Genomic DNA, 21,655 nt, shown 5'->3' with positions numbered 1-21,655 from the left:
ATAAAGCCTGTGTGGAATACGCCAAATATCAAAATGATAAACAGGCGGCCGAGGACGAGGCCGAACGCACCGGCAAAGAGGCCAAGGAAGTAAATTTGGAAGACTATGTGCCCAACCCGGAGCAATTTTCGGAACAGCAAGTAAAAGAAAGCGTGCAAGGCACGTTTAATATCCCGGTGTGGGGGGGCAGTGGCAGTTCCGCCCCCAGTGATTTCTTCCCGGAGACGGACCTTTCGGATACGAAAAACTGGAGTTATTTGGACGAAGCCACCCAAAAACGCGACTAGGCAAAAAATAGGCCTTGATTATTTGCGTTTCAGTTGCTAACATATTAGTATAGCTATGCAGGGTGCCCGGTTTCGGCCGGGGGTAGTTAAGAAGGACAATTTGCAAGTGTGCGAGGTTGTGTAATTGGGAACCGTAAGGTTCGGCAATTCCAGCCTGGCTTATATTTATACGCAAAAAAGAATTTATTTTTTATAGGAGGCATTTATGCCAGAGGAAAAGAAAGAGAAAAAGTCTATTTTCCCTATCTTTGGTTCTTCTACTAAAGAGGAGAAAAAAGACAGTTTTACCTTTAGCGATAAGATAAAGAACAGCAAAACCGCTGCTTCTCCGTCTTTCGCTAACCGTATTTCCTCCAAGATTGGGAGCAACGGCCGCCCGAAAAAGACGCTCTTTGAGCGGACCAAACGCGATGCGCCGTTCTTCATTGCCGCATTAGTGGCGCTCTTGTTGCTGCCGTTTTTGTACAAATACAGCGGCCAAGTGAACGAAGAACCTGTTATTGCCCCGTCTAGCGAGGAAACGGCTTTTGACCCCGAACGCTACGGCTTTGATACGGCCGTGACGGACCCGGACGGTCAAATTGCCCAGCTTTCCGCGCGTGACCCGTTGAGCCTGATTAAAGGGTTTGGCTCGGGCGAAGAAGATTCTTCTTCCGCGGAGGACTCCATGGAAGAGTACGACCGCAGCGGCCTTGGCGATACGTCGTCGGGCTCTTCATATTCGTCCACCGGGCCCAGCACGGAAACGACCACAAACATTTACAGAAGAAAGGCGGCCCCGGCCACCCGTGCCGCGTTCCGCCGTTCTGCTACTAAAATTAAAGAAATGGGCCGCGCGCCTATGGCCAGTGCGGGCGGCGGTTTGAACGTCACCCCGTGGGGCGGCAGTTTGAAAGGCGCCGCTAAAAAAGTGCGTGCCTCCGGCCCGCGCACCGCGCCGAAGCCGGTATCTTTGCAACCCTTGCAAGCGGCGGGGAAACCTTCCCGCGGTTATTTTGGCATGGGCAATGCGGAACTGGCGCGCCGTTCCAAAGAGGCGTTAAGCAAAGGCAACGCCATGCAAGCCTTGCGGGATGCGCAGTTTGCGCCTATCAACCCGGGCCGCATTGGCGGTTTGTCCGGCTCTAGTGACCGTCACGGCGGCGGCGCGAGTGACTTGAAACACGGCTTTGGTTTCAACAGCATTACCCCGTGGTGGTGGGATTTGATGAAGACCCGCTCCCAAATGGAATGGGAAAAGAAATTCAACCGCAAATGGAACTGGATTGACTGGGGCGACAAGCTGGCCCAAAACATTTTGGGCGGTGTTATTAACTGCTTGCTGACCGGTGAAGACGACGGTGCCATGGGCGAGATGTTTGGCGCCAGTGGCAGTGATGCCCAGGACGCCGGTTGTAAATGTAATAAAGGTTTGTACAAAACTGCAGAGGAAATGAAAAAAGCAGCACCCGAAGTAGTTATTTTGGGGCAATTTAAGAAATGGTGTCAAAATGAAAAAGGCGGCGGCGCCTTGGGCTGCAAATGGCAAGATGCTAAAGCTCAAGGTGGCGGTTTCTTAAAAACCCGTGCCGATTGTCTGGGCGTTAACTTGTTTGGTAAAGCCGGGTTAAAAGGCGCTATGACGAATGCGGATATTACCTCTGCCAATGGGGACGGTAAAGCCGCGTGCAAAGACTTTGAAATTAACAAAGTTTACTCTATGAAGCTCTCGGGCAATTATTCCAAATGGAACGCCTACCACTTTGTAGTGGCACGCAACAACAGCCCGTTTGCCAACAGAAACTTGCGCCTGTGCGGGTTTGACAGCTCCCGCCAGTACACCAAAGCTACCTCTACGGGGGCGGAATATGTAGGCCCTCAAGTGTCTTTGGAAGAAGGCTACCGCTTGCTTTCTGTGGCTAAAGGCCAATTAAAATATTTGGAAAGCCAAGCTAAACAGAAAAATGGCGCTAAAACGGTAAAAGTGGAAGGTAAAACTTACACTGCCAGCGCATTAAAGAAAGAAATTGATGTTTTGAACCATTCTTTGGAAAAAGCCCGCAAAGAAGGTGGCGAGCTGGTGGGTAATAACTTTGCCCGCCGTTCCCAACAGAATGGCCGTGTGCAAGGGCGTTATAGTTATGAAGATATGAACCCCAACGCCGGTGATAACGGGAACAATGTGGATAAAGACCCGGAAATCAACTACCACGACTGTGTAATCTACATCGCGGCGGGGCAGGAGTTTGAATACCGCAAATTCAAAGAAGAAACCATTTTGGTTTTGGCCCAAATGTTGGGTAGCAAAGCCAATACCTTCTATGAATTGGAAAAAGAACCCGGTTATGGGGAAGCGTATGCGCAGGCCAAAGAAGCGTTTGGCCGCTTGGATTTACGCTATATCCGCGGGTTGATTACCAAACAGCCGTTGGCTATTACGGGTAAACCCAGCAACAACAACGCCAAGTTGCCGGCTATGCCTATGGTCTATTTTGACTTTGACCGTAGCTACATCCAACGCCGCAGTGGGCGCTCGGCCGGGAACGAAAAAACGAACGACAAAGTATTCAAGCGTAAAGAACGCCAAGACAATGCGTTTGAGTTGGTGACTCCGTGCGTATTTACGGACTTGGCTATTTTGGGTAAAAAGGTTCAAAATAACAGCCCGGAATCTACCTTGACTATTCCTTCTACTAAAGACTTTAAGGAATACGATATATCGGCTGTTATTAATTACGAGGTTGACGGACAAGTAATTCCGGTAAAAGTGGACCCGCAATTTATTGAGCCCATTGCCGGTACTGCAAAAGTAAATGGCGCCAACCGCTTGCAAGATTACCGTATTAAGGACGCCCGCGAAGTTCTTAAAAAAGAATATCCCGCCGCGTTTGATGCGCAGGGTAAATTGAAACCCGGGTTTGACTTGAGCGGTGCAGACGGTAAAGTAAAAGCCGTTGTAAACTGGAAAGCCGTGGAACGCTCCAGCCAGCGTACCGCCGCGGATGATGTGCCGGTGGCTAACGAAAAGGTTGAGCCTGCTCCAAATCCGATTCCTGTTGTTAACGTACAGGAAGGAGGAGAACTGGCAAATTATTCGTGCGATAATACGGCGACGTTCTATACTTTTGCAAACGAAAAGCCGTTGTCTCAAACGATTAATGCGGCGTATAAAGACAACCCTATTTGGTGTAGAGAATGCCAAGTAAAAGCTAAAGCAGTATTGGGCACGGTTATTGCGGAGAGCAAAAAAGCGATTGAAGAAAATAAACAAAACCGCAAAAAATTGCAAGAATCCAATGCGCCAGCGAGTGACCCGCAGTTTGCTGAGTTGGATAGGTCTAACAAGAAAGCCGAACAGGTGATTGCCACGGCCGAACGTATTTTGGGCCAAGAAAAAACGAAAGGGCAATGGTGGTTGACTATTCACGACTATCTGATTGTGTTGGATTATATGTCCAAGAAACCGGGAGATGTGAATACCGTACCGGTGACGAGCGTGTGTTATTTGGCGCGGTCTATTGCCCAAATGTCCGCAGACCCGCGGGTACCGCAACGGGCGGAATTAAATAACGTGTTCGGTACGTTTGCCGTATATGTGGGGCCGGATTCTTACTTGTTCCCTATGCAAACGGTTAAAGTAAAAGGAAGCAACTGTATGGACCCGCGTTTTACGGGTGTTTCCGCCTCCGGCTGCGTGAGGAAGAACGGTACCACAACGAAGCAAATAGACGGCCGGTATCACTGGGGCTATTACGACCACAGCTACTGGGATAGCGGAGATGTACAAGGTATCACTGTGCCGCCTTATCCGTCTGACTTCAAGGGCTATACGGATGCTTTGCTTGAAAGAGGTATAGGTAAAGACGGTTATTTCCCTCTTGCTGTTATGCAACGGCCTTACCAACAAGGGAATGCGATTAGTTTGCCGCCTTCGCGCCTTTCTTCCCATGGTAAGCAAAATAGTGATAGAGCTAAAAGAAGAGAGACGGTATCCGGTTATAACGCTTGGAGCGGTGGCAAAGCGGATAGCTCGGGCGGTACCGGTAGGTGGCGTAATGCTTACCATGCTGTATACAACAAGCCGTTTTATGATACCAACGGATGTGATGTGTATGGCAATCAACGCATGAGTGTATCTGATGTGCTTGCATACCTGAACTTAGTATGCAAAAACGGTTTGAACTACAAACCCCAAACCGGTTATGCTGAAACGGATAAGAATGTAGATATGCGTGGGTATGGCGGAGATAGTAATCAGGGCGAATCCGGCCAGGGAGTTGCTAACTAGCTAACCCAAACGCAACAGTAGTTTTAACAGGGGCCCGCGTAAAGCGGGCCCTTGTTGTTTAGGTGGGGGCACTATCTATGGCTACACTATCTATGTGGCCCTATTATCTATGTGGGCGGCCCTATCTGTGGGAACGCACTATCTATGGGCCGCGCTATCTGCCACCCTATTTATGGGGCCTAGCCTAACTAGGCGGTTGCCGTGCGGCGCGGTTTTTATCTATCATATATTTATGCGCAAAATAGTTTTGTTTTTGCTTTGTGTGTGCGTGGCGGCCGCCCCGGTGTGCGGGGGCGTGTTTCCGTTTTCGTTTGGGCGGGAAAGTATCCGTACCGATTATTCCACCACCGTGTGGGATAAAATCATGCAGGACCAATCCCGTACCGATATGCACCGCGGACTCATGGAAATGGGCCTTTCGCGCTATGCCGAGGCGCAAAACTCTTTTGCCAAGGCCGTCATCAAAAACCCCAAAGACCCCATGGCCTTTTTGCTTTTGGGGGCGGCACTCTATTGGAGCGGCAAGGTGGATGAAGCCATGAGCGAATACCGCGAGGCCCTCTCTTTGGACCCGCAAAACGCCCTGGCCTACCAACTGTTGGGTATTGCCTATGGGTGGAAAGGGGATGTTCAGCAAGCGCACGAATACTTTATGCGCTCCGCCCGGTTAGACCCCAACAAGGCCGATACGCAAATGAATTTAGGCTCCACCTATGCCGTGCAAAAAAATTGGGATAGCGCTTTGGACCACCTGCGCCGCGCGGTGGAACTGGCCCCGCGGGAGCCGCTGTACCATTACCAATTAGGGGCCCTGTATGAAACTTTGGGGCGGGATGCCCAGGCGGAGGAAAGTTTCAAAAAAGCACTTTCTTTGTTTGTCCATTACGAAGACGCCATGCTTTCTTTAGGCGCCCTGTACGAAAAAACAAACCGCCCCGCACAAGCGTTGAAATTTTATAAAAAAGCGGTACGCACCAAACCGGGCGATTTTGTGGCCCGCCTGCGCCTGGCTAAACTGTTGTATGAACAAAACCGCCCGCAGGACGCGCGCGACACGTTGGACGGCGCGTTTTCTATCGTGCGTTTTAAGCAGGACGGCCTGGCCCTCAACGCGGTGTACCGCTCTAACGGCCGCACGGCGGAGGCGTTCCAAAAAGAAATTGCCAACTTTAGCCAAAATCTCTCCCGCGTGCCCGCTAATAAAGAGGTTCAAATAGAGGTGGCTATTCAATACACGCCGTTGCAACAAACGCCCAAAATCGCGCCTAAAAACCGTTCCACCCGCTTTGAACAAGCCTACGAAAAAATCCACGCCTCCAGGGCTATCCCTAACGAAAACACCGTTCTGCCCATGGCCTTTAACCGCAGTTTTGTGTTAAACGCCGCCACCCCGCAGGAGCGCGAGGAACAAATAAAAACCTTTGTGGCGGGGCTTCAGCATGCGGTGGCACAAGGGCAAAATAAATATGATATTTCGCTTTCCTTGCAAGGGCGCACGCAGGATTACGCCGCCCCGTATGCCCTCACGCAAGAGAACACCTCCGCGCCCCGCGCCGCGTATGACCCGCGCATTGTGGGCAACGATATGGGCCTTTGGGTGACGGGGAAATCGTGGTTGGTGCTAGTCAAAAGCGCGGTGGAAGATTTAAGTGCGGCGGACACTCCCGCCGGAGCGGAAACCGCTTTACTATTGGGCTTGGCGCATTTGGTGGCGGGCAATTCCGCCGCCGCGGCGGAGGAATTTTACAAGGCCCAAAAAGAGGCTCCGGGCGACTATTTGCCGCTTATGGGGCTCGGCACGGCGGCCGTTATAGCGGGGGACGATAAAGCGGCGGAAAATTTTTATTTGCAAGCCTTACAATTAAACCCCAAAAACAAAACGGCAAAACGCAATTTGCGCGTTTTGCAAGAGGAGTAATTTATGCGTAATATGCGCCAGCGGTACGGACAACATTTTTTGGTAAACCAGCGTGTGATTGAAGAAATCACGCAGGCGGCGCTACGTTTGAAAGGCGCGCAAATGGTGGAAATCGGCCCCGGCAAAGGGGCGCTTACATTCGCGTTAATTGCGGCCGGGTTTACGGGTTTTTCGGCGGCGGAAATTGACCCGGAAATGATTGAATTTCTAAACAAAAATCTGCCGCCGCAAGCGGGTGTAAAAATTTTGGAGGGGGATTTTACGCGCCTTCCGCCCGGCGCGCTTAAAAACGAACCGACCGGATTTGTGGGCAATTTGCCGTATGTGGATGCCGCCGCTATTTTGGATAAAGCGCTCGCTTTCCCGCAATTTTATTCCGCCGTTTTTATGTTTCAAAAAGAGCAGGCCAACCGCGTGCAGGCCGCCCCGGGCACGGAGTTTTACGGCCCGCTGTCTATTCTCAGCCAGGCGCGCGCGCAAATAAAATTATTGTGTAATGTGGGCAAGGGGAGTTTTAATCCGCCCCCTAAAGTGGAAAGCGCCGTTTTGACCTTTGAAAAACTGCCCGCGCCCATTGTGCCGCCCGCGTTGTGGGGCCGCTTTGCCAAAGTGGTGCGCGCGGCCTTTTTGCACCGCCGGAAAACGCTGTTTAATTCGCTGGCTTTATGCGGCTACCCTAAGGAAAAAATTACAGCGGCGCTGGCCGCGCTTTCCCTGCCGCTTACCGTGCGCGCCGAGCAAGTGGGCTTAACGCAATTTGTGCAGTTGGCTAACGCGTTGTAAGGGCTTTTAGGCGGTATTCCAAAATTTGTTCCTGGGGGTTGAACGGTTTTACATCACTTAATGATAAGCCGTTGACGGCGGCGCGGATGAGGGCGGTTTCGTCCGTCTGCTCCGGCGCGTAAAAGCGCCCGGCCGCTAGGAGCGCTTGCAGGGGGATAAGGCCCACTAATTCGCACCCGGTAGCCATAAAACCCAGTTTTTGAGCTTCTTTTTGGGCGGCCGCAAACACTTGCGCGGGGCCTGTTTGGGTAAAGTCCGTTAAGTTGCAGGATATTTGCGCGCGGCGGAAATTTTCCATATACCAACCAATGGCTTTAACGGCTTTTAAGCCGCCGTTTTTTTCACGCAGAACGGCGGCAATTTTTTTGGCCGGGGCCGGGTCTTGCGTGTTGAGATTGATGTTAAACGCAATTAAAAACGGCCGCGCACCTATTACACTGGCGCCGGTTTTGGCAACCCCGGCATTAAACACGCAGGGGCCGAAATCCGGCGGGAGCGTTTGCAATTTTTGCGGCAGGCTTTCATATTCCCCGCGGCGCACGTCCGCCAAGTTGCGTGTTTGGGCGCGCCGCGCGGCGGCTTCGTACAAATACACCGGCACATTAAATTCTTGCGCGGCCAACTGCCCAAAGCGCACCGCTAACCGGGCCGCTTCCTGCAATGTAATGCCACTGACGGGCACAAAAGGGCAAACATCCAGGGCCCCCAAACGCGGGTGCGCCCCGCGGTGCAAGCACATATCCGCAAGCTCCAGCGTGGTTTTTAGGCACGCGCGCGCCGCCTGAAAAACCGCCTCCGCCGTGCCCGCAAAAGTAAGCACTGTGCGGTTGGCGGCGGGGTTGGAATCGGTATGCAACAGGGTAGCGCCCGGCGTGTTTTGCACGGCACAGGCCACCCGGCGGACGTCCTCCGCCGCCGATAAAGAAATGTTGGGTACGCATTCCAGTAAAGCCATAAAAATATTATATACTATTAAAAAGAGCCGCCGCGCAAAAATAAAAATTAAAAAAATACTTGCGCAAATCGGCGGGATTTATAGTATAATAATTGTAGGTACTTGTTAAGTTCAAGTACTTGATATAATTAAACAAGGAAGTAAAAAGTAAAATGGCTAAAGGAAAAGTAAAATGGTTTAACGACCAGAAAGGTTACGGTTTCGTGACCCCCGAAGATGGTTCCAAAGATCTCTTTGTTCACTATCAGGAAATCCAAGGCGATGGTTTCAAAACCTTAGCTGAAGGTCAGGAAGTTGAATTTGATATCGTAGAGTCTGAAAAAGGCCCGAAAGCAGTAAAAGTTCGCAAACTGTAATTTTAAGTTTAACTACTGAACAGACCTGCTCCCAGAGCAGGTCTTTTTTGTCGTAGGAAAAAAGGTTTGTAGTAGTAAAAAGGTGTTTTTTATGTTGCACAAAAAAGCAGAGCCCGCCTCCCTGACCGAGTTGTGGTTTTTATCTTATCCGCTAATTATTACCATGGCCGCGCAAGTGATTATGCAATTTGCCGACCGTATGTTTTTGGCGTGGTATTCGCACGAGGCTTTGGCGGCGTGTGTGCCCGCCGGCGTATTAGCCATGACGTTTTCTTCCTTGTTTATGGGGCTGGCCAGTTATACCAGCGTGTTTATTTCCCAATTTTACGCTAAAAAGAAATACGCTTCCGTGACGGTATCTTTATGGCAGGGCGTACTGCTGGCCCTGTTGTCTTCCGTTTTATTGGCGGCTTTAACACCGGTGGGGGTGGCAATCATTCATTCTTTTGGCCATGCCGAGGCCGTGCGCGCGTTGGAAACCCAATACTTTGGCTTATTAAATTTATTTGCGGGACTCACGGTTATTAACAGTGCGCTGGCCAGTTTTTTCAGCGGGCGCGGGCGGACTAAAGTGCCCATGTGGGCCAGTTTGGCAGGCAACGTAATTAACATTGGGTTAGATTATGTAATGATTTTCGGCAAGTTGGGTTTCCCGCAAATGGGGATTATCGGGGCGGCCTGGGCCACGATTATCGGTTGTGCCTCCATGACGATTATTTATTGCACGCTTATTTGCGCGGGCAAGGTGCGCCGGGATTTTAAGATTAGCCGCTTGGCCGGATTTTATAAACCGGTGTTTACGCGCCTAGTGCGCTTTGGGCTGCCTAACGGGTTTGGTTTTTTAATGGATATTTTGTCGTTTACCTTGTTTACGTTTATGGTGGGGAGTATTGATGTTTTGTCCCTGGAGGCCAACAATATTGTAATGTCTATGCAGCCGGCGGTGTTTATGGTTATTTTGGGTATGGGCATGGGCATACAAATTTTAGCCAGTAAATACCAGGGCTTAAAACGGCCCGATTTGACCCTGAAAGTGCTTAAAAATGCGTGCAAACTGGGGTATGTGTATGCCGGAGCGGTGGGGGGCATGTTCTTCTTTTTTGCGCCGTTTTTTGTGGGGTTGTTTATCCCGGCGGGCGCGCCCAACGCGGCGGAAATTGCCGCCAAAACTTATCCGCTGATGAAACTGATGAGTTGCTTTGTGCTGTTTGATGCCACTTATCTAATCTTCGGCGAAACCCTGCGCGGCGCGGGGGACACCAAATTTTATATGTATGTGATGTTATTTTGCGCGTGGGGGTTGTTAATCCCGGGGACGTGGCTGATTGTGTACCGCTTGAAATTATCCGTATTTTGGGTATGGAGCTGGCTGACGTTTTATGCCGCGCTGACGGCTGTGCTGATGGTGTGGCGCGTGTGGCAAGGCAAGTGGAAAACAATCAGCGTGACGGAAAGTTAATTTTACCGTACCATAAAAAACCGCCCTGTGTAAACGTATTTACGCAGGGCGGTTTTTTATTGGGAAAATGCGGTTTGCCGGATAGGAAAGGGCCTTGAAAATCACCCTTTTCCGGCGGTTATCGGTTGGGTTCTTCGCGGGTTTCCAGTAGTAGCTTTATGATGTTTTCGTGCAGGCGGAAAACGGATTCGTTTTTATGGTCCAAATTATTGGCTATAAAGGCAAAACTGATTAATTTTCCGTCTGCATTTTTTACATATCCGGCCAGTGCCTTTACGCCGTCTATGGTGCCGCCCTTTACGCGCACGTTTTCTATGCGTTTTTGCGGGGCCAAAAAGCGGCGTAAAACCAGCAAATCCCCGCGGTCGTTCGGCGTGGCAAGGGTGTTGTAATACGTTTCAAAATAAGGGCTTTGCGCCATGGCGTTTAGCGTGCCGGTCAGCGCACGGGCGGAGAGCATATTATCGCGCGAAAGGCCGCTGGCGTCATACAGCACTACATCTTGGAGCGGAATATTTTTACTGCGGAGCCATTTTTCCAACTGTTTAAGGCCGTTTTCCATGGTGCCTTTTTCGCCCGCGTGTACGGCTAAATTGCGGGCGAGCATTTCGGCATAGAAATTAAAACTGCGCTTGTTGACCACATACAAAATATCTTTAAGCGGCACGGAATACTGGGTATATAAGAGGCGCATTTTTTGGTAGTCCGGCGCGGCGGATAAAACTTTGGCCTGTCCGTCAACCGTAATGCCGTTTTTCTGCAAAATCTGCTTGAAATACTGCACGGCAAACAATGCCGGCTCCGGCAGTGCCGCCGCTACGGAAAACCCCTGTAAGCCCGCCGGAAGCGTGCCGTAAAGGGTCAGTTGGTATTGGCCGGGGGCGGCGTATACATAAGTATTGTCTTTGCGGTTGAGCGCGTCCGCCGTGGCGAAGGACGTAATTTGCACGCCCGGCACTTGCGGCTTCATGCCGCTCACCCGCGCCAAGCGGCCGTGCAAGGGCTGGGCATCAAAATAAATGCGGAAAGAATTATCCGCAATAGCCAAGGCGGAAACCGGGGCGGCATAATAGTTGCCCATATTTTCCCAATTCACTTTCCGCCCGACGGATAAACCTTCAAACAGAGAATCATCCGCATAAATGTTGCCGCAAACGTGCTGTATGCCCGCTTGCTTGAGTTTTTTGGCCCAGCGGGTAAGCACGGTAGCGGCATCTTCCCCGCCTTTGGGACGCAGGGAGCCGAGGGCCGGGTCGCCCCCGCCGCGCACATACAGGTCGCCCGCCAACGTGCCGTTTTCGTCCGGCGCGGCGTTGGCATACAGGCGGGTTTCAAAGCGGTAGTCCGGGCCGAAAGTTTCCAAGGCCGCGGCGCTGGTAATCAGTTTTAAGGTGGAGGCCGGCGCCATGCGTTGTTCTGCCCGGATAGAAAACAAAGGTTCTTCGCCGGCAAATCCGGCTTCGCCCGCCCACCAGGCACCTTGCAAAGCGGGCGTGTTTAGGCGCGCCTGCACGTCTGTTTGCAAAATTTGTGCGCCGGAAAAAAGGGGGAAAAAAAGAAAAATCAGTATGCAAAAATGTTTCATATCTTATATAGGATACCAAAATTGTTTTACCTGTGCAGGCACGGGGAAATTGCTATAATGAAAAAATGAAAAATTTTTTATCCGCAGTGCTACTTTGTTGGGTGTAAAAGGCGTGAAAGCAAAAGAAAAACCCCGCTTTTGCGGGGTTTTTTATGGGTGGGTTTTGCGGGAGTTTTGAAAATATCAAAATCAGTTAAACCACGGATACCATTTGTCTTTATCGCGTATGTTAATGACCAACGCGGCGGCTAACATATCGCGCGCTTCAATGGCTTGGGGTTTGTCTAAATTACAAGTGAAAAAATCAAAAGCGGTACACGCATTGGATATTTCTCCCACGCTGTCCATTTGTCCGTTTATGCGGTAGCTGGCGCGCAAGAGCCCCCATAAATGCCCGAACGGTTTGCGCAAAACGGCTTTTAGGCGGTTATCTTCCGTAATATCCGCCAGCCAATGCCCTTCTTTGGTGCGCATAGTCCATTGGCGGTAAAAACGCCAGCGTTTGCGTTCCAACAAAATCACATCTTTGGATTTGGCAAAATAAATTTCATAACATTCTTTGAATAGCCCAAAACCTTTTTGCAAGACGAGTACCGCCTTTTGCCCGCGGCGGTCATACAGGGTAATTTCCCTTAACATCAGTTGGGACCACACCACCCCGCAGAAAAATACCAAAAGCCCCAGCGGTATAGCTAACGAGGCGGCCGAGTACAGCGTGTTGTAAGCAAAGGCGGAAACCGGCAGTAAATCCGTTGTTTGCAAAACCCCGGCCACAGCCATTACCGCCAGTGCCAGTACCGCCACGGCGGCCCCGGTAAATAAAAACAGGGAATCCCACCGGGCCGATAGCGAAATGAGCGTGTTGCCCTGGTTATCCCGCGCGCGGAAAATGAGCGACGGCGTGCCGTATAAACGCTTAAATTTTAACGGATAGAGCGAATTGGGGTTCACTTTTTGCAAATTCTTTTTGGCGGGCACAAACCAACGCGCCACACAGCTTGCACCCAATACCCCTAAATACAGGGCCAATAAAAGGATGAACACATCAAATGCGTGCCCGGCGCGGCGGATATAGGGCGGCATGCCGTCCGTCACTAACGTATGGGGGCGCCATTGGGCTAAACGTGTTTTGAGCGCGTGCGCATAGCGGCGGGCCGCCGGAGCCTGTTTTGCGGCAGGTTGGGCGGGGGACTTGGCTTGCGGCTGTTTCTGCCCGGCAGACGGTTCCGGCAGTAAAGAGGTTTCTTCCACTTGCGGCGCGGCGGCAATATCATAGGCGCGCGGGTCCTGCAAGTCCATATTCAGCGAAAAATCCTCGTCTTGCGCGGCGGCCGGTTTGGGAGCGGCGGTTTTGGCTTTTTTTACCGCCGGATAAATAAACGAAAAAATGAGGTCTGTTTCCGCATACGATAAATTTTTAGCCAAAATGCTGTACGCGGTGGAGTTTACCAAAAAATAGCCGGAGCTGAAATCCGCCTTGGGGGAAAAATAGCTGATGTAAAAAAACGGCTCCCCGGTGGAAAAATCAATGCGTTTGATGTCTTCGCCGGTGTAAGTGTTGCCTATCACTTTCATTTTTTTGGCTTTAACGGAGGCTAAATCCTGGGTGATTTTTTGTTCCAGGCAACTTTCGGTTTTGCAGGATTTATCCGTGCGGATGATAATTTCGGCCGTGCCTTTTTTCAGGCCCAGTACGGCTTGCGTGTCGGGCGCAGTCACCCATCCGGCGGGCATATCTATAGTAAACTGCCCGTCGGAAGAAGTAAACACTCCCGCCCAAACGGCCGGCATAAGAAACGTTAAAAAAGTAAATAATAAAAGTAAGCGTTTCATTCTTTTAATCCACACTATAACTTATTATATTATATTCTACCGTGCAAGCGGAAAAAATTGCAAAAAAAATTTATAGTTTGTATTGTGCCGCTTTGGCAAAAATTGATATGATATACATATATATACAAGGCGGTAAAAAATATGAATAAAAAACAAGTGCCGGAAAAAATTCTTGCTTTACGCAAGTTGATGAAAAAAGAGGAATTGGACGGATTTATCGTCACGGACAATTTGGACCAATTTTACTTGGGCGGTTTTTATTTTTACCCGCATGAAGCGGTGTTTTTAATTACCCAAACGGATGTTTTTTGCTTTACGCGCGCACTCTATCTGCACGACGTTGCGGCCCGCGCCCCGTTTATGACAACGCAAGCAGACGAAGACCGCCTGAACACGGCTGTTGCCAAAGCCAAAGCCTTAAACTTGCGCCGCGTCGGTTTTGACGCCGCCAAAGAAGGCTATGCCTCCGGCAAGGTGCTGGCGCAAAACGGTTTTACGGAATGTGCCAGTTTTATCAGCAAATTGCGCGAAGTAAAAGATGCGCAAGAAATTCAAATAATTCGCGATGCCTGCCGTATTGCCTACCAAGCGTACGAATATGTAAAACCCTTAATTAAAACCGGTATGACGGAACTGGACGTGGCCGCCGAACTGGAAAAATATATGCGCACGCACGGGGCCACTACTACTTCTTTCTTTACGATTGTGGGCTTCGGGCCGGACACCGCCAACCCGCACCATGTGACGGGCGCCCGCAAACTGGAAGCCGAAGATGCTATTTTAATGGATTTCGGCTGTGTGTATAACGGCTATTGTTCCGATATTACCCGCAGCTGGTGGCACGGCTCCAACGAACCGGCCGAATATAAAACCATTTGGCACGCGGTGGATGAAGCGCGCAAAGCCGGTATTCAGGCCATTCGGCCCGGCGTGGCTACCCGCGCGGTGGATAATGCGGCCCGCGTAATTATCAACGCCGCCGGATACGGCGAATATTTCAACCACGGTACCGGGCATGGTATGGGTATGGAAAACCACGAAACCCCGTACAACAGCCAGGAATCCAACGAAGTGTTGGCGGAAGGAAACATTGTGACCGTGGAACCCGGTATTTATCTGCCCGGTAAATACGGCGTGCGGTTGGAAGATTCCTTGTGTGTGGCCAGCACGGGCGGAGAAATTTTAACCAAAAAATAATATGCCGGCAAAAGATTTAGCACAAAAAAGAATGTCGGATTTACGCCGCGTGTTGAAAGATGCGCAGTTGGGCGGTTATCTGACGGTAAACGCGCTGGAAATGCGTTATTTGTGCGGGGTGGATTTATCGGAGGGGGAAGCCGTTTTTTTGGTGACTCCCTCCAAAGCATATTGCTTTACCCGCACCATGATAGCGCCCAAAATGGCGCCTGCCGCGTCCTTTATGAAAATTGTGGACGTGGACGGAGGCATGGTGGACGGCGCGTTGGCCTTTATTCAGGATAAAAAAATCAAAACGGTGGGTTTTGCGCCCGCCAAAGTAAATTTTGTCCTCGGCCAACAGCTTACGCAAGCGGGGTTGGTGTCCGCCGGGGGACTGGTGGACGAAATGCGCATGGTAAAGTACGAAGACGAAATTGCGCGGCTGAAAAAATCCTGCCAAATTGCTTCTGATGCGTTTAAGAAGGTAAAGCCCCTTATCAAAACCGGTATGACGGAACACGCGGTGGCGTGTTTAATTGCTTCGCAAATGATTGCCGGCGGGGCGGATGCTATTCCCTTTAACATTGTTTGCTTTGGGGAAAATACGGCGGATGCACACCATACGCCGTCCAAAACCCGCAAACTGAAAAATAACGAAGCCGTACTGATGGATTTTGGCTGTTTATATGAGGGGTACAGCTCCGATATGACCCGCAGTTGGTGGCATGGCGATAACGAGCCGGAAGAATACCGCGCCGTTTGGGCGTTGGTACACCAGGCGTACCGCGCGGGCGCTAAAAGTTTGCGCGCGGGCCTGGCCTGCAAAGATGCCGACGCCGCGGCCCGCCGTTTGATAGAGGCGGCCGGATACGGCAAACAGTTTTTCCACTCGCTGGGGCATGGAGTGGGTTTGGAAACGCACGACAGCCCGTTGTTGGGGCCGCGCAGCGTAGCCGTGTTGGAAGCGGGAATGCCCGTGACGGTGGAACCCGGCATTTACTTTGCCGGAAAATGGGGCGTACGTTGGGAAGACACTTTTTTGGTCACCGCGGACGGCTCCCAAAAATTGACAAAAAATTAGTAAGGGCCACGGCCCGAAAAAGAGGTAATATATGTTAAGCACAACCGAATTCCATGAAGGTCTTATTTTTGAAGACGAAAACGGACAACTTGTAGAAATTTTGGACTACCAGCATCACCGCAAATCGCAGGCGCGTGCCGTCGTGCGTGTAAAATTGCGCAACATTCATACCGGGGCGTTGATTGAAACGGCCTACCGCCCGGAAGATAAATTCAAAGAAGTAGACGTGGAAAAACGCCCTTTTACTTATTTGTATACCTCCGGCGACAGAGCTACCTTCATGAACAGCAACGATTATGAACAAGTGGAAGTGCCGCTTGAAAAACTGGGCGACCAGAAAAAATATCTGAAAGATAATATGGAAGTGACCGGGTTGTATATCAACAACCAACTTTTCAGCATTGATTTGCCCATTAAAGTACCGCTCAAAATTGCGTCTACCGTTCCCGGCGTAAAAGGCGACACCGTGGCCAATATGACCAAGGAAGCCACCCTGGAAACGGGCACCGTTATTAAAGTACCGCTTTTTATTAACGAAGGCGACACGGTGCTGGTGGATACGCGCGACGGTTCTTATGTAGAACGGGTAAACGCGTAATGTTTTTACGGTGCCTGCCGGCGGTAGCCGGCTTGTGTTTGGCCATACCGGCAGGCGCTTTGAATTTAACGTATGGGCAGGCGTTTACGGTGGAAAAAATTACCCGCCAAAACGCAGCGGTGCAATTACCGCTCAGCCGGGGCAAGTATGCCAATGTTAAATTGCTTACCCGCCCAGTGTACGAGTTTTTAACTACCTGTAAAACCCCTTGCCGTTTGGAGCGTGATACTGTGACTTTTACAGTGCAGGATTTCCGCGCGGCTAAAACGCATAGCGGTATGTGGATTGCAGAAGTGGAAATAAATGGGGAAATAGCCCTTACTTTTTTGGTTTTTAAGCAGGGCGGGCAGTTTAGTATAAAACCGCCGGAGCCTGTTAAATTTTTAGATGAAACGCTTTTAGAAACTATAAAAACCCGGTTAAAAGCGTTAGCACAACAAGATGAAATGCAAACACATAAGTAGCGGTTTTACCGTGGCGGAGCGGGTGGAAGAAGCGCGCAGTTTCAAAACGCGGCTGTTGGGGCTCATGTTCCGCAAAAATTTAGCCGCGGGCAGTGGGCTTTTACTGGCGCCGTGCCAGCAAATCCACATGTGTTTTATGAATTTTGCCATAGACGTACTTTTTTGTGACAAAGCCGGGGTTGTGGTGGGCGTATTGGAAAATTTTAAGCCGTGGCGCATAAGCCGCATTTTTTGGGCGGCGCGGCAGGCGCTTGAATTGCCCGCAGGCACGCTAAAAGGGCGTGTGCGCGTGGGGGATAAAATAGAATTTATCCCATAATACCGTTTTTATTTTATACAAGAGGTTGACCATGGATTTGAAGAAGATTTTATTGGCGGCGTTGGTGGTGGCGTTAGGAGCCACCGGGGCCCAGGCGCGCAACACTTGGGACGATTTCGGCTCCCATGTGACGCAGGCTAACGTGCGCGCGTTTACGAAAGATTTGGGCGGCTTAATCGGCGCCGGAACTTATACCACCGGGCGTGTGTTGGGTTGGGGGGGCTTTCAAATCGGCCCGCGCGCCGGAATGGTGTTCAAAATGAGCGAGGCCAACGGGGAAACCCACAGCGCCCGCCAACAAACCGCGTTGGGGGATAGGGAAGAAGTCGGTACGGTGTGGTATCCGTGGTTGCAGGCGGATATTGGCATGCCGTTTCGCATAGACGGATTTATCCGCGCCAGCAGTTTTGAGGGGATGACGATTGCCGGCGGCGGCTTGCGCTGGGGCATTACGCGCCCGAGCGAGGTTTTGCACTCCTTTCAGCCTATGTTAGTGGTGGCCGCGCATAGTGCCAGCGCGCGGGATTTTTCCGCCACGCATTACAACGCCAGCTTGGTGCTTTCCATGAAGTTCAAATATGTGGTTCCTTATGTGGGCGGCGGGGTGGATTACACCACGTTGCACATTAACCGGGCCGCGTTGGATAGCGCCTTGGAGGGCACCAGTGAATACGCCGCCACCGCGCGCGCAACGGCCGGGCTGAATTTCAAATTGCCGTCTTATTTGGATTTAAGTTTAGCCGCTAACTATGCCCATTACGGTTTGGGGGCGGAAGGCTCTATCTCTTTCCGTTTTTAAGAGCGTTTTTCCGATATACAAAAAGGGCCGGAATATTAAAATATTCCGGCCCTTCGTGTTAAAACAACAGGTATTAAAACCTCTATTGGAAGTCCTTTTCGTTATATTTATACACCACCAGCCCACTGCGCAGTTTCGGTTCAAACCAGGTGGATTTAGGGGGCATAATCAACTGGGCATCCGCCACTTTTATTAATTCTTCTATGGACGTGGGGTACATGGAAAACGCCACCTTAAATTCCCCGTTGTTTACGCGGCGTTCCAGCTCCGCCACCCCGCGGATACCGCCCACAAAGTCTATGCGTTTATCGGTGCGCGGGTCCCCAATGTTCAGTAGCGGTTGGAGGACGTTTCTTTGCAGAATACTTACGTCCAGCCGGCTGACGGGGTCTTCCTCGTTAAACGATTCTTTTTTAGCGGTTAGCGTATACCACTGGCCGCCGAAGTACATTCCGAAGCTGTGGCGGCGCGTGGGTTTGGCGAGCCCGGTAGCCTGAACGTAAAAATCCTTTTTAAGCGCTTGGATAAATTCTTCCGGCGTGCGGCCGTTTAAGTCTTTTACCAAACGGTTGTAGTCCATAATAAACAACTGGCTGGCCGGGAAAATAACCGCCAAAAAGTAATTGAAAGAAGCCTCCTCCCCTTGCGCGGGATATTTTTTGCGTAGCATAGCGGCCACATTCCCCGCGGCGGCGGAGCGGTGGTGTCCGTCGGCAATATACAAAACCGGGATTTTTTTGAAAGCCTCCTCTATTTTAGCCATATCGTCCGGGTCGCTAATCACCCAAAAAGTGTGGCGTATGCCGTCATCCGCCATAAAAGAGCAGACGGGAAAATCACTAATCACTCCGGCTACGGTGCGGTCAATATCCGGGTCGTCCGGGTAGGTTAAAAACACCGGCCCGGTAGTGGCGTGCAGCGCCTGAACGTGTTTACTGCGGTCTAACTCTTTATCCTTGCGGGTCAGTTCGTGCTTGCGGATAATGCCTTTGTCGTATTCCAGGGTGGAAACCGCCGCCACCAGCCCGTATTGCGTGCGCCCGGCCATGGTTTGGGCGTACAAATAATAGTGGGGGGTGGCGTCTTGCGTGAGCAAGCCCTCCTGCTGAAAGCGGAGGAAGTTTTCCCGCGCTTTGGCGTATACGGCGGGGGAATACGGGTCTGTTCCTTCGGGCAGGTCAATTTCCGGCTTGTCTATATGCAGGAAAGACTCCGGGTTTCCTTGCGCCATTTCCCGCGCCTCTTGCGAGCTAATCACGTCGTATGGAGGGCAGGCGATACGTTCAAAATCTTTGGTAGGGCGCAGGCCCTTAAACGGTTTTACGGTTGCCATATTAGTTTACCTTGTGTAAAAAATTTCCTGTTTGGGCGAAGGTGTCCACAATGTTTACGGCACATTCTGCCACGGCATCTTGCGCTTGGTCTGTGGATGCGCCAATGTGGTGGGTGCCGTAAAAACAGTCCAAATCCGCAAATGGGGCAAAATCAAACGCGTTGTCGGTGGCTTTGGGTTCGTTTTCGTACACATCTAACCCCACGCGCAAGTGTTTGGCCTTGGCGGCGGCAATTAAATCCGGCGTGTTTACCAGGCCGCCGCGCGCCGTATTGATGAAAGTAGCGCCGTCTTTTAAGGCGGCAAAGAATTTTTGGTTGAACAACCCATGCGTTTGCGGTGTGTCCGGCAAGTGGACGGTGACTGCGTCACTGGCGGCGGCTAACGTGTAAATATCCGCCATGGGCGTAATGTTCAGGCGGGCGAAGGTGTCCGCCGTGGCATAGGGGTCAAACGCCACCAGGCGCATCCCAAAGGCTTGCGCGCGTTTGGCGACTTCTTGCCCAATGTGCCCCAGGCCGATAATCCCCAGCGTGCGGCCGTAAAGGCCCCGCGCTTTGCTGTATTCTTTTTTGTTCCACACGCCGGCGTTTAAGTCCCGCGTGTTGTGGTATAGACGGCGGTCCAACGCCAGTAAAAGGCCCAGGGCCAGTTCCGCCACCGCAATAGAGTTAGTGCCGGGGCAGTTGCACACGGCAACCCCTTTTTGGGCGGCGTGTTTGAAGTCTATGGTGTCAAACCCGGCTCCGGCGCGGATGATAAGTTTTAGCCGGGCGGCGGCATTTATTACCGCCGCGGGCACTTTGGTACTGCGCACGATTAAAACTTCCGTATCCGCCACGGCGGCGGGCAGGGTGGTTTCGTCCAGTTCCGGGCGGAGCGTGACGGCGTGCCCGCGTTTTTTTAGTTCTTCCGTCCAATGGGCGGGGAATTTATCGGCAATTAAAATGTTCATAAAATCTCCTATTTTTGGGCGCGCAAATCTTTTACAATCAGGTCTACGCAGTTAAAAAGTTTTTCAAATTGTTCCGTGCCGTTAATATCCACAAACGGGAAGCACCCGATACGCAGTGAATTTTGCTTTACGGAAGAATATTTTTTTATTCCGTCGGCCAGGTTAGCGGCCCCGGTGGCTTTTAAGGCGGCGGAAATATCCGCATCTTTAATGGCGGGGTCGGTCACTTCCAGCGTAAGGGTGGTGTAGGAGCGGAATTTTTCGTCCTTAATCAGCGGGGCCAAATAGCCGCATTTTTTGGCAAAATTCAGCACGGCGTTTGCGTGTTTGCGGCAAAGCGCGTCCATGGCTTTTAGGCCGCCGTTATCCAACATCCATTTGCAGGCTTCGTTGAACATCCAGATATTGGTGGTGGAGGGGGTGTTGACCGTTTGGCATTTTTCTTGTGCTTTTTTGACGGCTTCGCCCAAATCCAGCGCGTAAGGCACGGTGCGGTATTTTTTGGCTTCGTCAATGCGTTTGACGGCTTTGGGGCTTAAAATAATTACACTGCTCCCGCCGCCCACGCCAAAACATTTTTGCATGGAAAAAAGCATTACATCAAACTGGCCTTTGGGCAGTTCCCGTCCGCCTGCGCAACTGGTGCAGTCCCACGCAATTAAGGTATCTTCGCCGCGGGCTTTCCAGGCGTTTTCCAAATATTCATTGGGAATTTGCACCCCGGTAGAAGTTTCGTTAGGCGTCAGCACGACTAAGCTGGCGTTGTAGTTGGGTTTTTCGGAAGGGAAAAATTCGCCCTCTTTGGCTACCTTAAAATCTTTTATGACGTTGTCGCCCAAGCGGTCCGCAATTTTTTGGCACCATAATTTGGAAAACGCCCCAAACACCAGGCCGGAAACGGAGTTCGTCACCAAGTTCCACATCACCGCGTCCAGCGCCGGGGTGGCGCCGCCTAAAAAGAAAATAACGGTATAATCCGGTGGCAGGGAAAGTAAATTTTTCAAATTTTCCGTGGCTTCTTTATATAAGCCGTCGGTGGAAATATCTTTGGCGCGGTGGCTGCGTTCAAAAAGCGTTTGGCAGACAGGCGTTTGGCGCAAGAGCGGGTGCCCTTGGCTCGGCCCGCAAGTGAATGTGGAAGTTGGTAATAACTCTTTAGCAATTTTTAGCATTTCAAAGAACCCTCCCTAGGGATATTTTTTATTCGTTTCATTTTAATATCCTTTTATTGTATAAAAGTTTGCCGGGTGCGGCGTAATTTTTTTTGCGGAGAGTTCCCATAAAAAACCCCGGGCTTACCCAAAGAAAGCCCGGAGTTGTAAAAATGCGCGCGGTTTAGCGCGGTTGGTAGTAAATTTCTTTTTTGGTTTTGTCGGCTGTTTCTTTCCCGGCCACGGCTTGCAAAATCAAAAAGGCAAATTCTATTACCGCCGCCGCACTTTTGCCGGTAATAATGCGCCCGTCCTGCACGGCGTAATCCGGCT

18 protein-coding genes are annotated in these 21,655 nt (G+C 51.1%); 12 read left to right on the top strand and 6 right to left on the bottom strand.

Features of this window, described 5'->3' with window-relative positions; all coding sequences use genetic code 11:
* The 4 genes from ACQY18_RS03535 to rsmA form a co-directional block, all read left to right on the top strand.
* Positions 1-287: hypothetical protein (locus tag ACQY18_RS03535; protein ID WP_428038879.1), on the top strand; the 287-nt coding region annotated here is incomplete at its 5' end.
* Between the two features lie 205 nt (positions 288-492).
* A complete protein-coding gene (locus ACQY18_RS03530) occupies positions 493-4,554 on the top strand; it encodes a hypothetical protein (RefSeq protein ID WP_428038878.1) in 4,062 nt (1,353 codons plus the stop codon).
* A 232-nt stretch (positions 4,555-4,786) separates the two neighbouring features.
* A complete protein-coding gene (locus ACQY18_RS03525) occupies positions 4,787-6,472 on the top strand; it encodes a tetratricopeptide repeat protein (RefSeq protein ID WP_428038877.1) in 1,686 nt (561 codons plus the stop codon).
* A gap of 3 nt (positions 6,473-6,475) precedes the next feature.
* Positions 6,476-7,255, top strand: coding sequence for a 16S rRNA (adenine(1518)-N(6)/adenine(1519)-N(6))-dimethyltransferase RsmA (gene rsmA / locus ACQY18_RS03520; RefSeq protein WP_428038876.1), 780 nt, complete (start codon positions 6,476-6,478; stop codon positions 7,253-7,255).
* Here the strand turns inward: rsmA and ftcD are convergent.
* Positions 7,242-8,210, bottom strand: a complete 969-nt coding sequence (gene ftcD / locus ACQY18_RS03515) for a glutamate formimidoyltransferase (RefSeq protein ID WP_428038875.1) — start codon at positions 8,208-8,210, stop codon at positions 7,242-7,244. The genes rsmA and ftcD overlap by 14 nt on opposite strands.
* Positions 8,211-8,362: 152 nt before the next feature.
* Here ftcD and ACQY18_RS03510 point away from each other — a divergent pair, with 152 nt between their 5' ends.
* Both ACQY18_RS03510 and ACQY18_RS03505 read left to right on the top strand, forming a co-directional pair.
* Positions 8,363-8,566 carry a cold shock domain-containing protein gene (locus ACQY18_RS03510; RefSeq protein ID WP_176777286.1) on the top strand — a complete coding sequence of 68 codons (204 nt, stop codon included), beginning with the start codon at positions 8,363-8,365 and terminating at the stop codon, positions 8,564-8,566.
* A 91-nt stretch (positions 8,567-8,657) separates the two neighbouring features.
* On the top strand, positions 8,658-10,025 hold the full coding sequence (locus ACQY18_RS03505; RefSeq protein WP_428038874.1) for an MATE family efflux transporter: 1,368 nt from the start codon (positions 8,658-8,660) through the stop codon (positions 10,023-10,025).
* 118 nt (positions 10,026-10,143) lie between these two features.
* On the opposite strand, the gene dacB is transcribed toward ACQY18_RS03505, so the two are convergent.
* Together dacB and ACQY18_RS03495 are read right to left on the bottom strand one after the other, a co-directional pair.
* A complete protein-coding gene (dacB, locus tag ACQY18_RS03500; protein WP_428038873.1) occupies positions 10,144-11,610 on the bottom strand; it encodes a D-alanyl-D-alanine carboxypeptidase/D-alanyl-D-alanine endopeptidase in 1,467 nt (488 codons plus the stop codon).
* A 189-nt stretch (positions 11,611-11,799) separates the two neighbouring features.
* The gene (locus tag ACQY18_RS03495; RefSeq protein ID WP_428038872.1) at positions 11,800-13,401 is read right to left on the bottom strand and encodes a hypothetical protein; all 1,602 of its coding nucleotides are present in this window, start codon (positions 13,399-13,401) and stop codon (positions 11,800-11,802) included.
* Positions 13,402-13,584: 183 nt separating this feature from the next.
* On the opposite strand from ACQY18_RS03495, the gene ACQY18_RS03490 reads away from it, so the two are divergent.
* Genes ACQY18_RS03490 through ACQY18_RS03465 form a run of 6 tightly spaced genes read left to right on the top strand, consistent with a single transcriptional unit; the run spans position 13,585 to position 17,883 of the window.
* Positions 13,585-14,640 (top strand): M24 family metallopeptidase, encoded by a 1,056-nt coding sequence (locus ACQY18_RS03490; RefSeq protein ID WP_428038871.1) that lies wholly within the window; start codon positions 13,585-13,587, stop codon positions 14,638-14,640.
* Position 14,641: 1 nt separating this feature from the next.
* Positions 14,642-15,703, top strand: a complete 1,062-nt coding sequence (locus ACQY18_RS03485) for a M24 family metallopeptidase (RefSeq protein WP_428038870.1) — start codon at positions 14,642-14,644, stop codon at positions 15,701-15,703.
* 31 nt (positions 15,704-15,734) lie between these two features.
* Complete coding sequence (efp, locus tag ACQY18_RS03480) at positions 15,735-16,301, top strand: elongation factor P (protein WP_176777279.1); 567 nt, start codon at positions 15,735-15,737, stop codon at positions 16,299-16,301.
* A complete protein-coding gene (locus ACQY18_RS03475) occupies positions 16,301-16,765 on the top strand; it encodes a hypothetical protein (RefSeq protein WP_428038869.1) in 465 nt (154 codons plus the stop codon). The genes efp and ACQY18_RS03475 overlap by 1 nt, the downstream gene beginning before the upstream one ends.
* Complete coding sequence (locus ACQY18_RS03470; RefSeq protein WP_176777277.1) at positions 16,743-17,084, top strand: DUF192 domain-containing protein; 342 nt, start codon at positions 16,743-16,745, stop codon at positions 17,082-17,084. The genes ACQY18_RS03475 and ACQY18_RS03470 overlap by 23 nt, the downstream gene beginning before the upstream one ends.
* A 31-nt stretch (positions 17,085-17,115) precedes the next feature.
* A complete protein-coding gene (locus tag ACQY18_RS03465; protein WP_176777276.1) occupies positions 17,116-17,883 on the top strand; it encodes a hypothetical protein in 768 nt (255 codons plus the stop codon).
* A gap of 82 nt (positions 17,884-17,965) precedes the next feature.
* Here the strand turns inward: ACQY18_RS03465 and ACQY18_RS03460 are convergent, their stop codons facing one another.
* The 3 genes from ACQY18_RS03460 to ACQY18_RS03450 are packed head-to-tail and all read right to left on the bottom strand — an operon-like array spanning position 17,966 to position 21,343.
* Positions 17,966-19,216: a DUF1015 domain-containing protein gene (locus tag ACQY18_RS03460; RefSeq protein ID WP_428038868.1), complete on the bottom strand. Its 1,251-nt coding sequence runs from the start codon at positions 19,214-19,216 to the stop codon at positions 17,966-17,968.
* Position 19,217: 1 nt separating this feature from the next.
* The gene (locus tag ACQY18_RS03455) at positions 19,218-20,171 is read right to left on the bottom strand and encodes an NAD(P)-dependent oxidoreductase (protein WP_176777274.1); all 954 of its coding nucleotides are present in this window, start codon (positions 20,169-20,171) and stop codon (positions 19,218-19,220) included.
* 8 nt (positions 20,172-20,179) lie between these two features.
* Positions 20,180-21,343 carry an aminotransferase class V-fold PLP-dependent enzyme gene (locus ACQY18_RS03450; protein WP_428038867.1) on the bottom strand — a complete coding sequence of 388 codons (1,164 nt, stop codon included), beginning with the start codon at positions 21,341-21,343 and terminating at the stop codon, positions 20,180-20,182.
* Positions 21,344-21,655: the final 312 nt, after the last annotated feature.

It is taken from the genome of Candidatus Avelusimicrobium faecicola, from assembly GCA_900540405.1.
Taxonomy (GTDB): domain Bacteria; phylum Elusimicrobiota; class Elusimicrobia; order Elusimicrobiales; family Elusimicrobiaceae; genus Avelusimicrobium; species Avelusimicrobium faecicola.
This window is presented reverse-complemented; position numbering and strand designations above follow the sequence as displayed.

Bases quoted from the DNA above. Each gene is read 5' to 3' on its own strand.
- ACQY18_RS03505 (WP_428038874.1), top strand. From the start codon at position 8,658: ATGTTGCACAAAAAAGCAGAGCCCGCCTCCCTGACCGAGTTGTGGTTT.
- rsmA (WP_428038876.1), top strand. From the start codon at position 6,476: ATGCGTAATATGCGCCAGCGGTACGGACAACATTTTTTGGTAAACCAG.
- efp (WP_176777279.1), top strand. From the start codon at position 15,735: ATGTTAAGCACAACCGAATTCCATGAAGGTCTTATTTTTGAAGACGAA.
- ACQY18_RS03455 (WP_176777274.1), bottom strand. From the start codon at position 20,171: ATGAACATTTTAATTGCCGATAAATTCCCCGCCCATTGGACGGAAGAA.
- ACQY18_RS03530 (WP_428038878.1), top strand. From the start codon at position 493: ATGCCAGAGGAAAAGAAAGAGAAAAAGTCTATTTTCCCTATCTTTGGT.
- ACQY18_RS03490 (WP_428038871.1), top strand. From the start codon at position 13,585: ATGAATAAAAAACAAGTGCCGGAAAAAATTCTTGCTTTACGCAAGTTG.
- ftcD (WP_428038875.1), bottom strand. From the start codon at position 8,210: ATGGCTTTACTGGAATGCGTACCCAACATTTCTTTATCGGCGGCGGAG.
- ACQY18_RS03485 (WP_428038870.1), top strand. From the start codon at position 14,642: ATGCCGGCAAAAGATTTAGCACAAAAAAGAATGTCGGATTTACGCCGC.
- dacB (WP_428038873.1), bottom strand. From the start codon at position 11,610: ATGAAACATTTTTGCATACTGATTTTTCTTTTTTTCCCCCTTTTTTCC.
- ACQY18_RS03525 (WP_428038877.1), top strand. From the start codon at position 4,787: ATGCGCAAAATAGTTTTGTTTTTGCTTTGTGTGTGCGTGGCGGCCGCC.
- ACQY18_RS03510 (WP_176777286.1), top strand. From the start codon at position 8,363: ATGGCTAAAGGAAAAGTAAAATGGTTTAACGACCAGAAAGGTTACGGT.
- ACQY18_RS03470 (WP_176777277.1), top strand. From the start codon at position 16,743: ATGAAATGCAAACACATAAGTAGCGGTTTTACCGTGGCGGAGCGGGTG.
- ACQY18_RS03460 (WP_428038868.1), bottom strand. From the start codon at position 19,216: ATGGCAACCGTAAAACCGTTTAAGGGCCTGCGCCCTACCAAAGATTTT.
- ACQY18_RS03450 (WP_428038867.1), bottom strand. From the start codon at position 21,343: ATGCTAAAAATTGCTAAAGAGTTATTACCAACTTCCACATTCACTTGC.
- ACQY18_RS03475 (WP_428038869.1), top strand. From the start codon at position 16,301: ATGTTTTTACGGTGCCTGCCGGCGGTAGCCGGCTTGTGTTTGGCCATA.
- ACQY18_RS03495 (WP_428038872.1), bottom strand. From the start codon at position 13,401: ATGCCGGCCGTTTGGGCGGGAGTGTTTACTTCTTCCGACGGGCAGTTT.
- ACQY18_RS03465 (WP_176777276.1), top strand. From the start codon at position 17,116: ATGGATTTGAAGAAGATTTTATTGGCGGCGTTGGTGGTGGCGTTAGGA.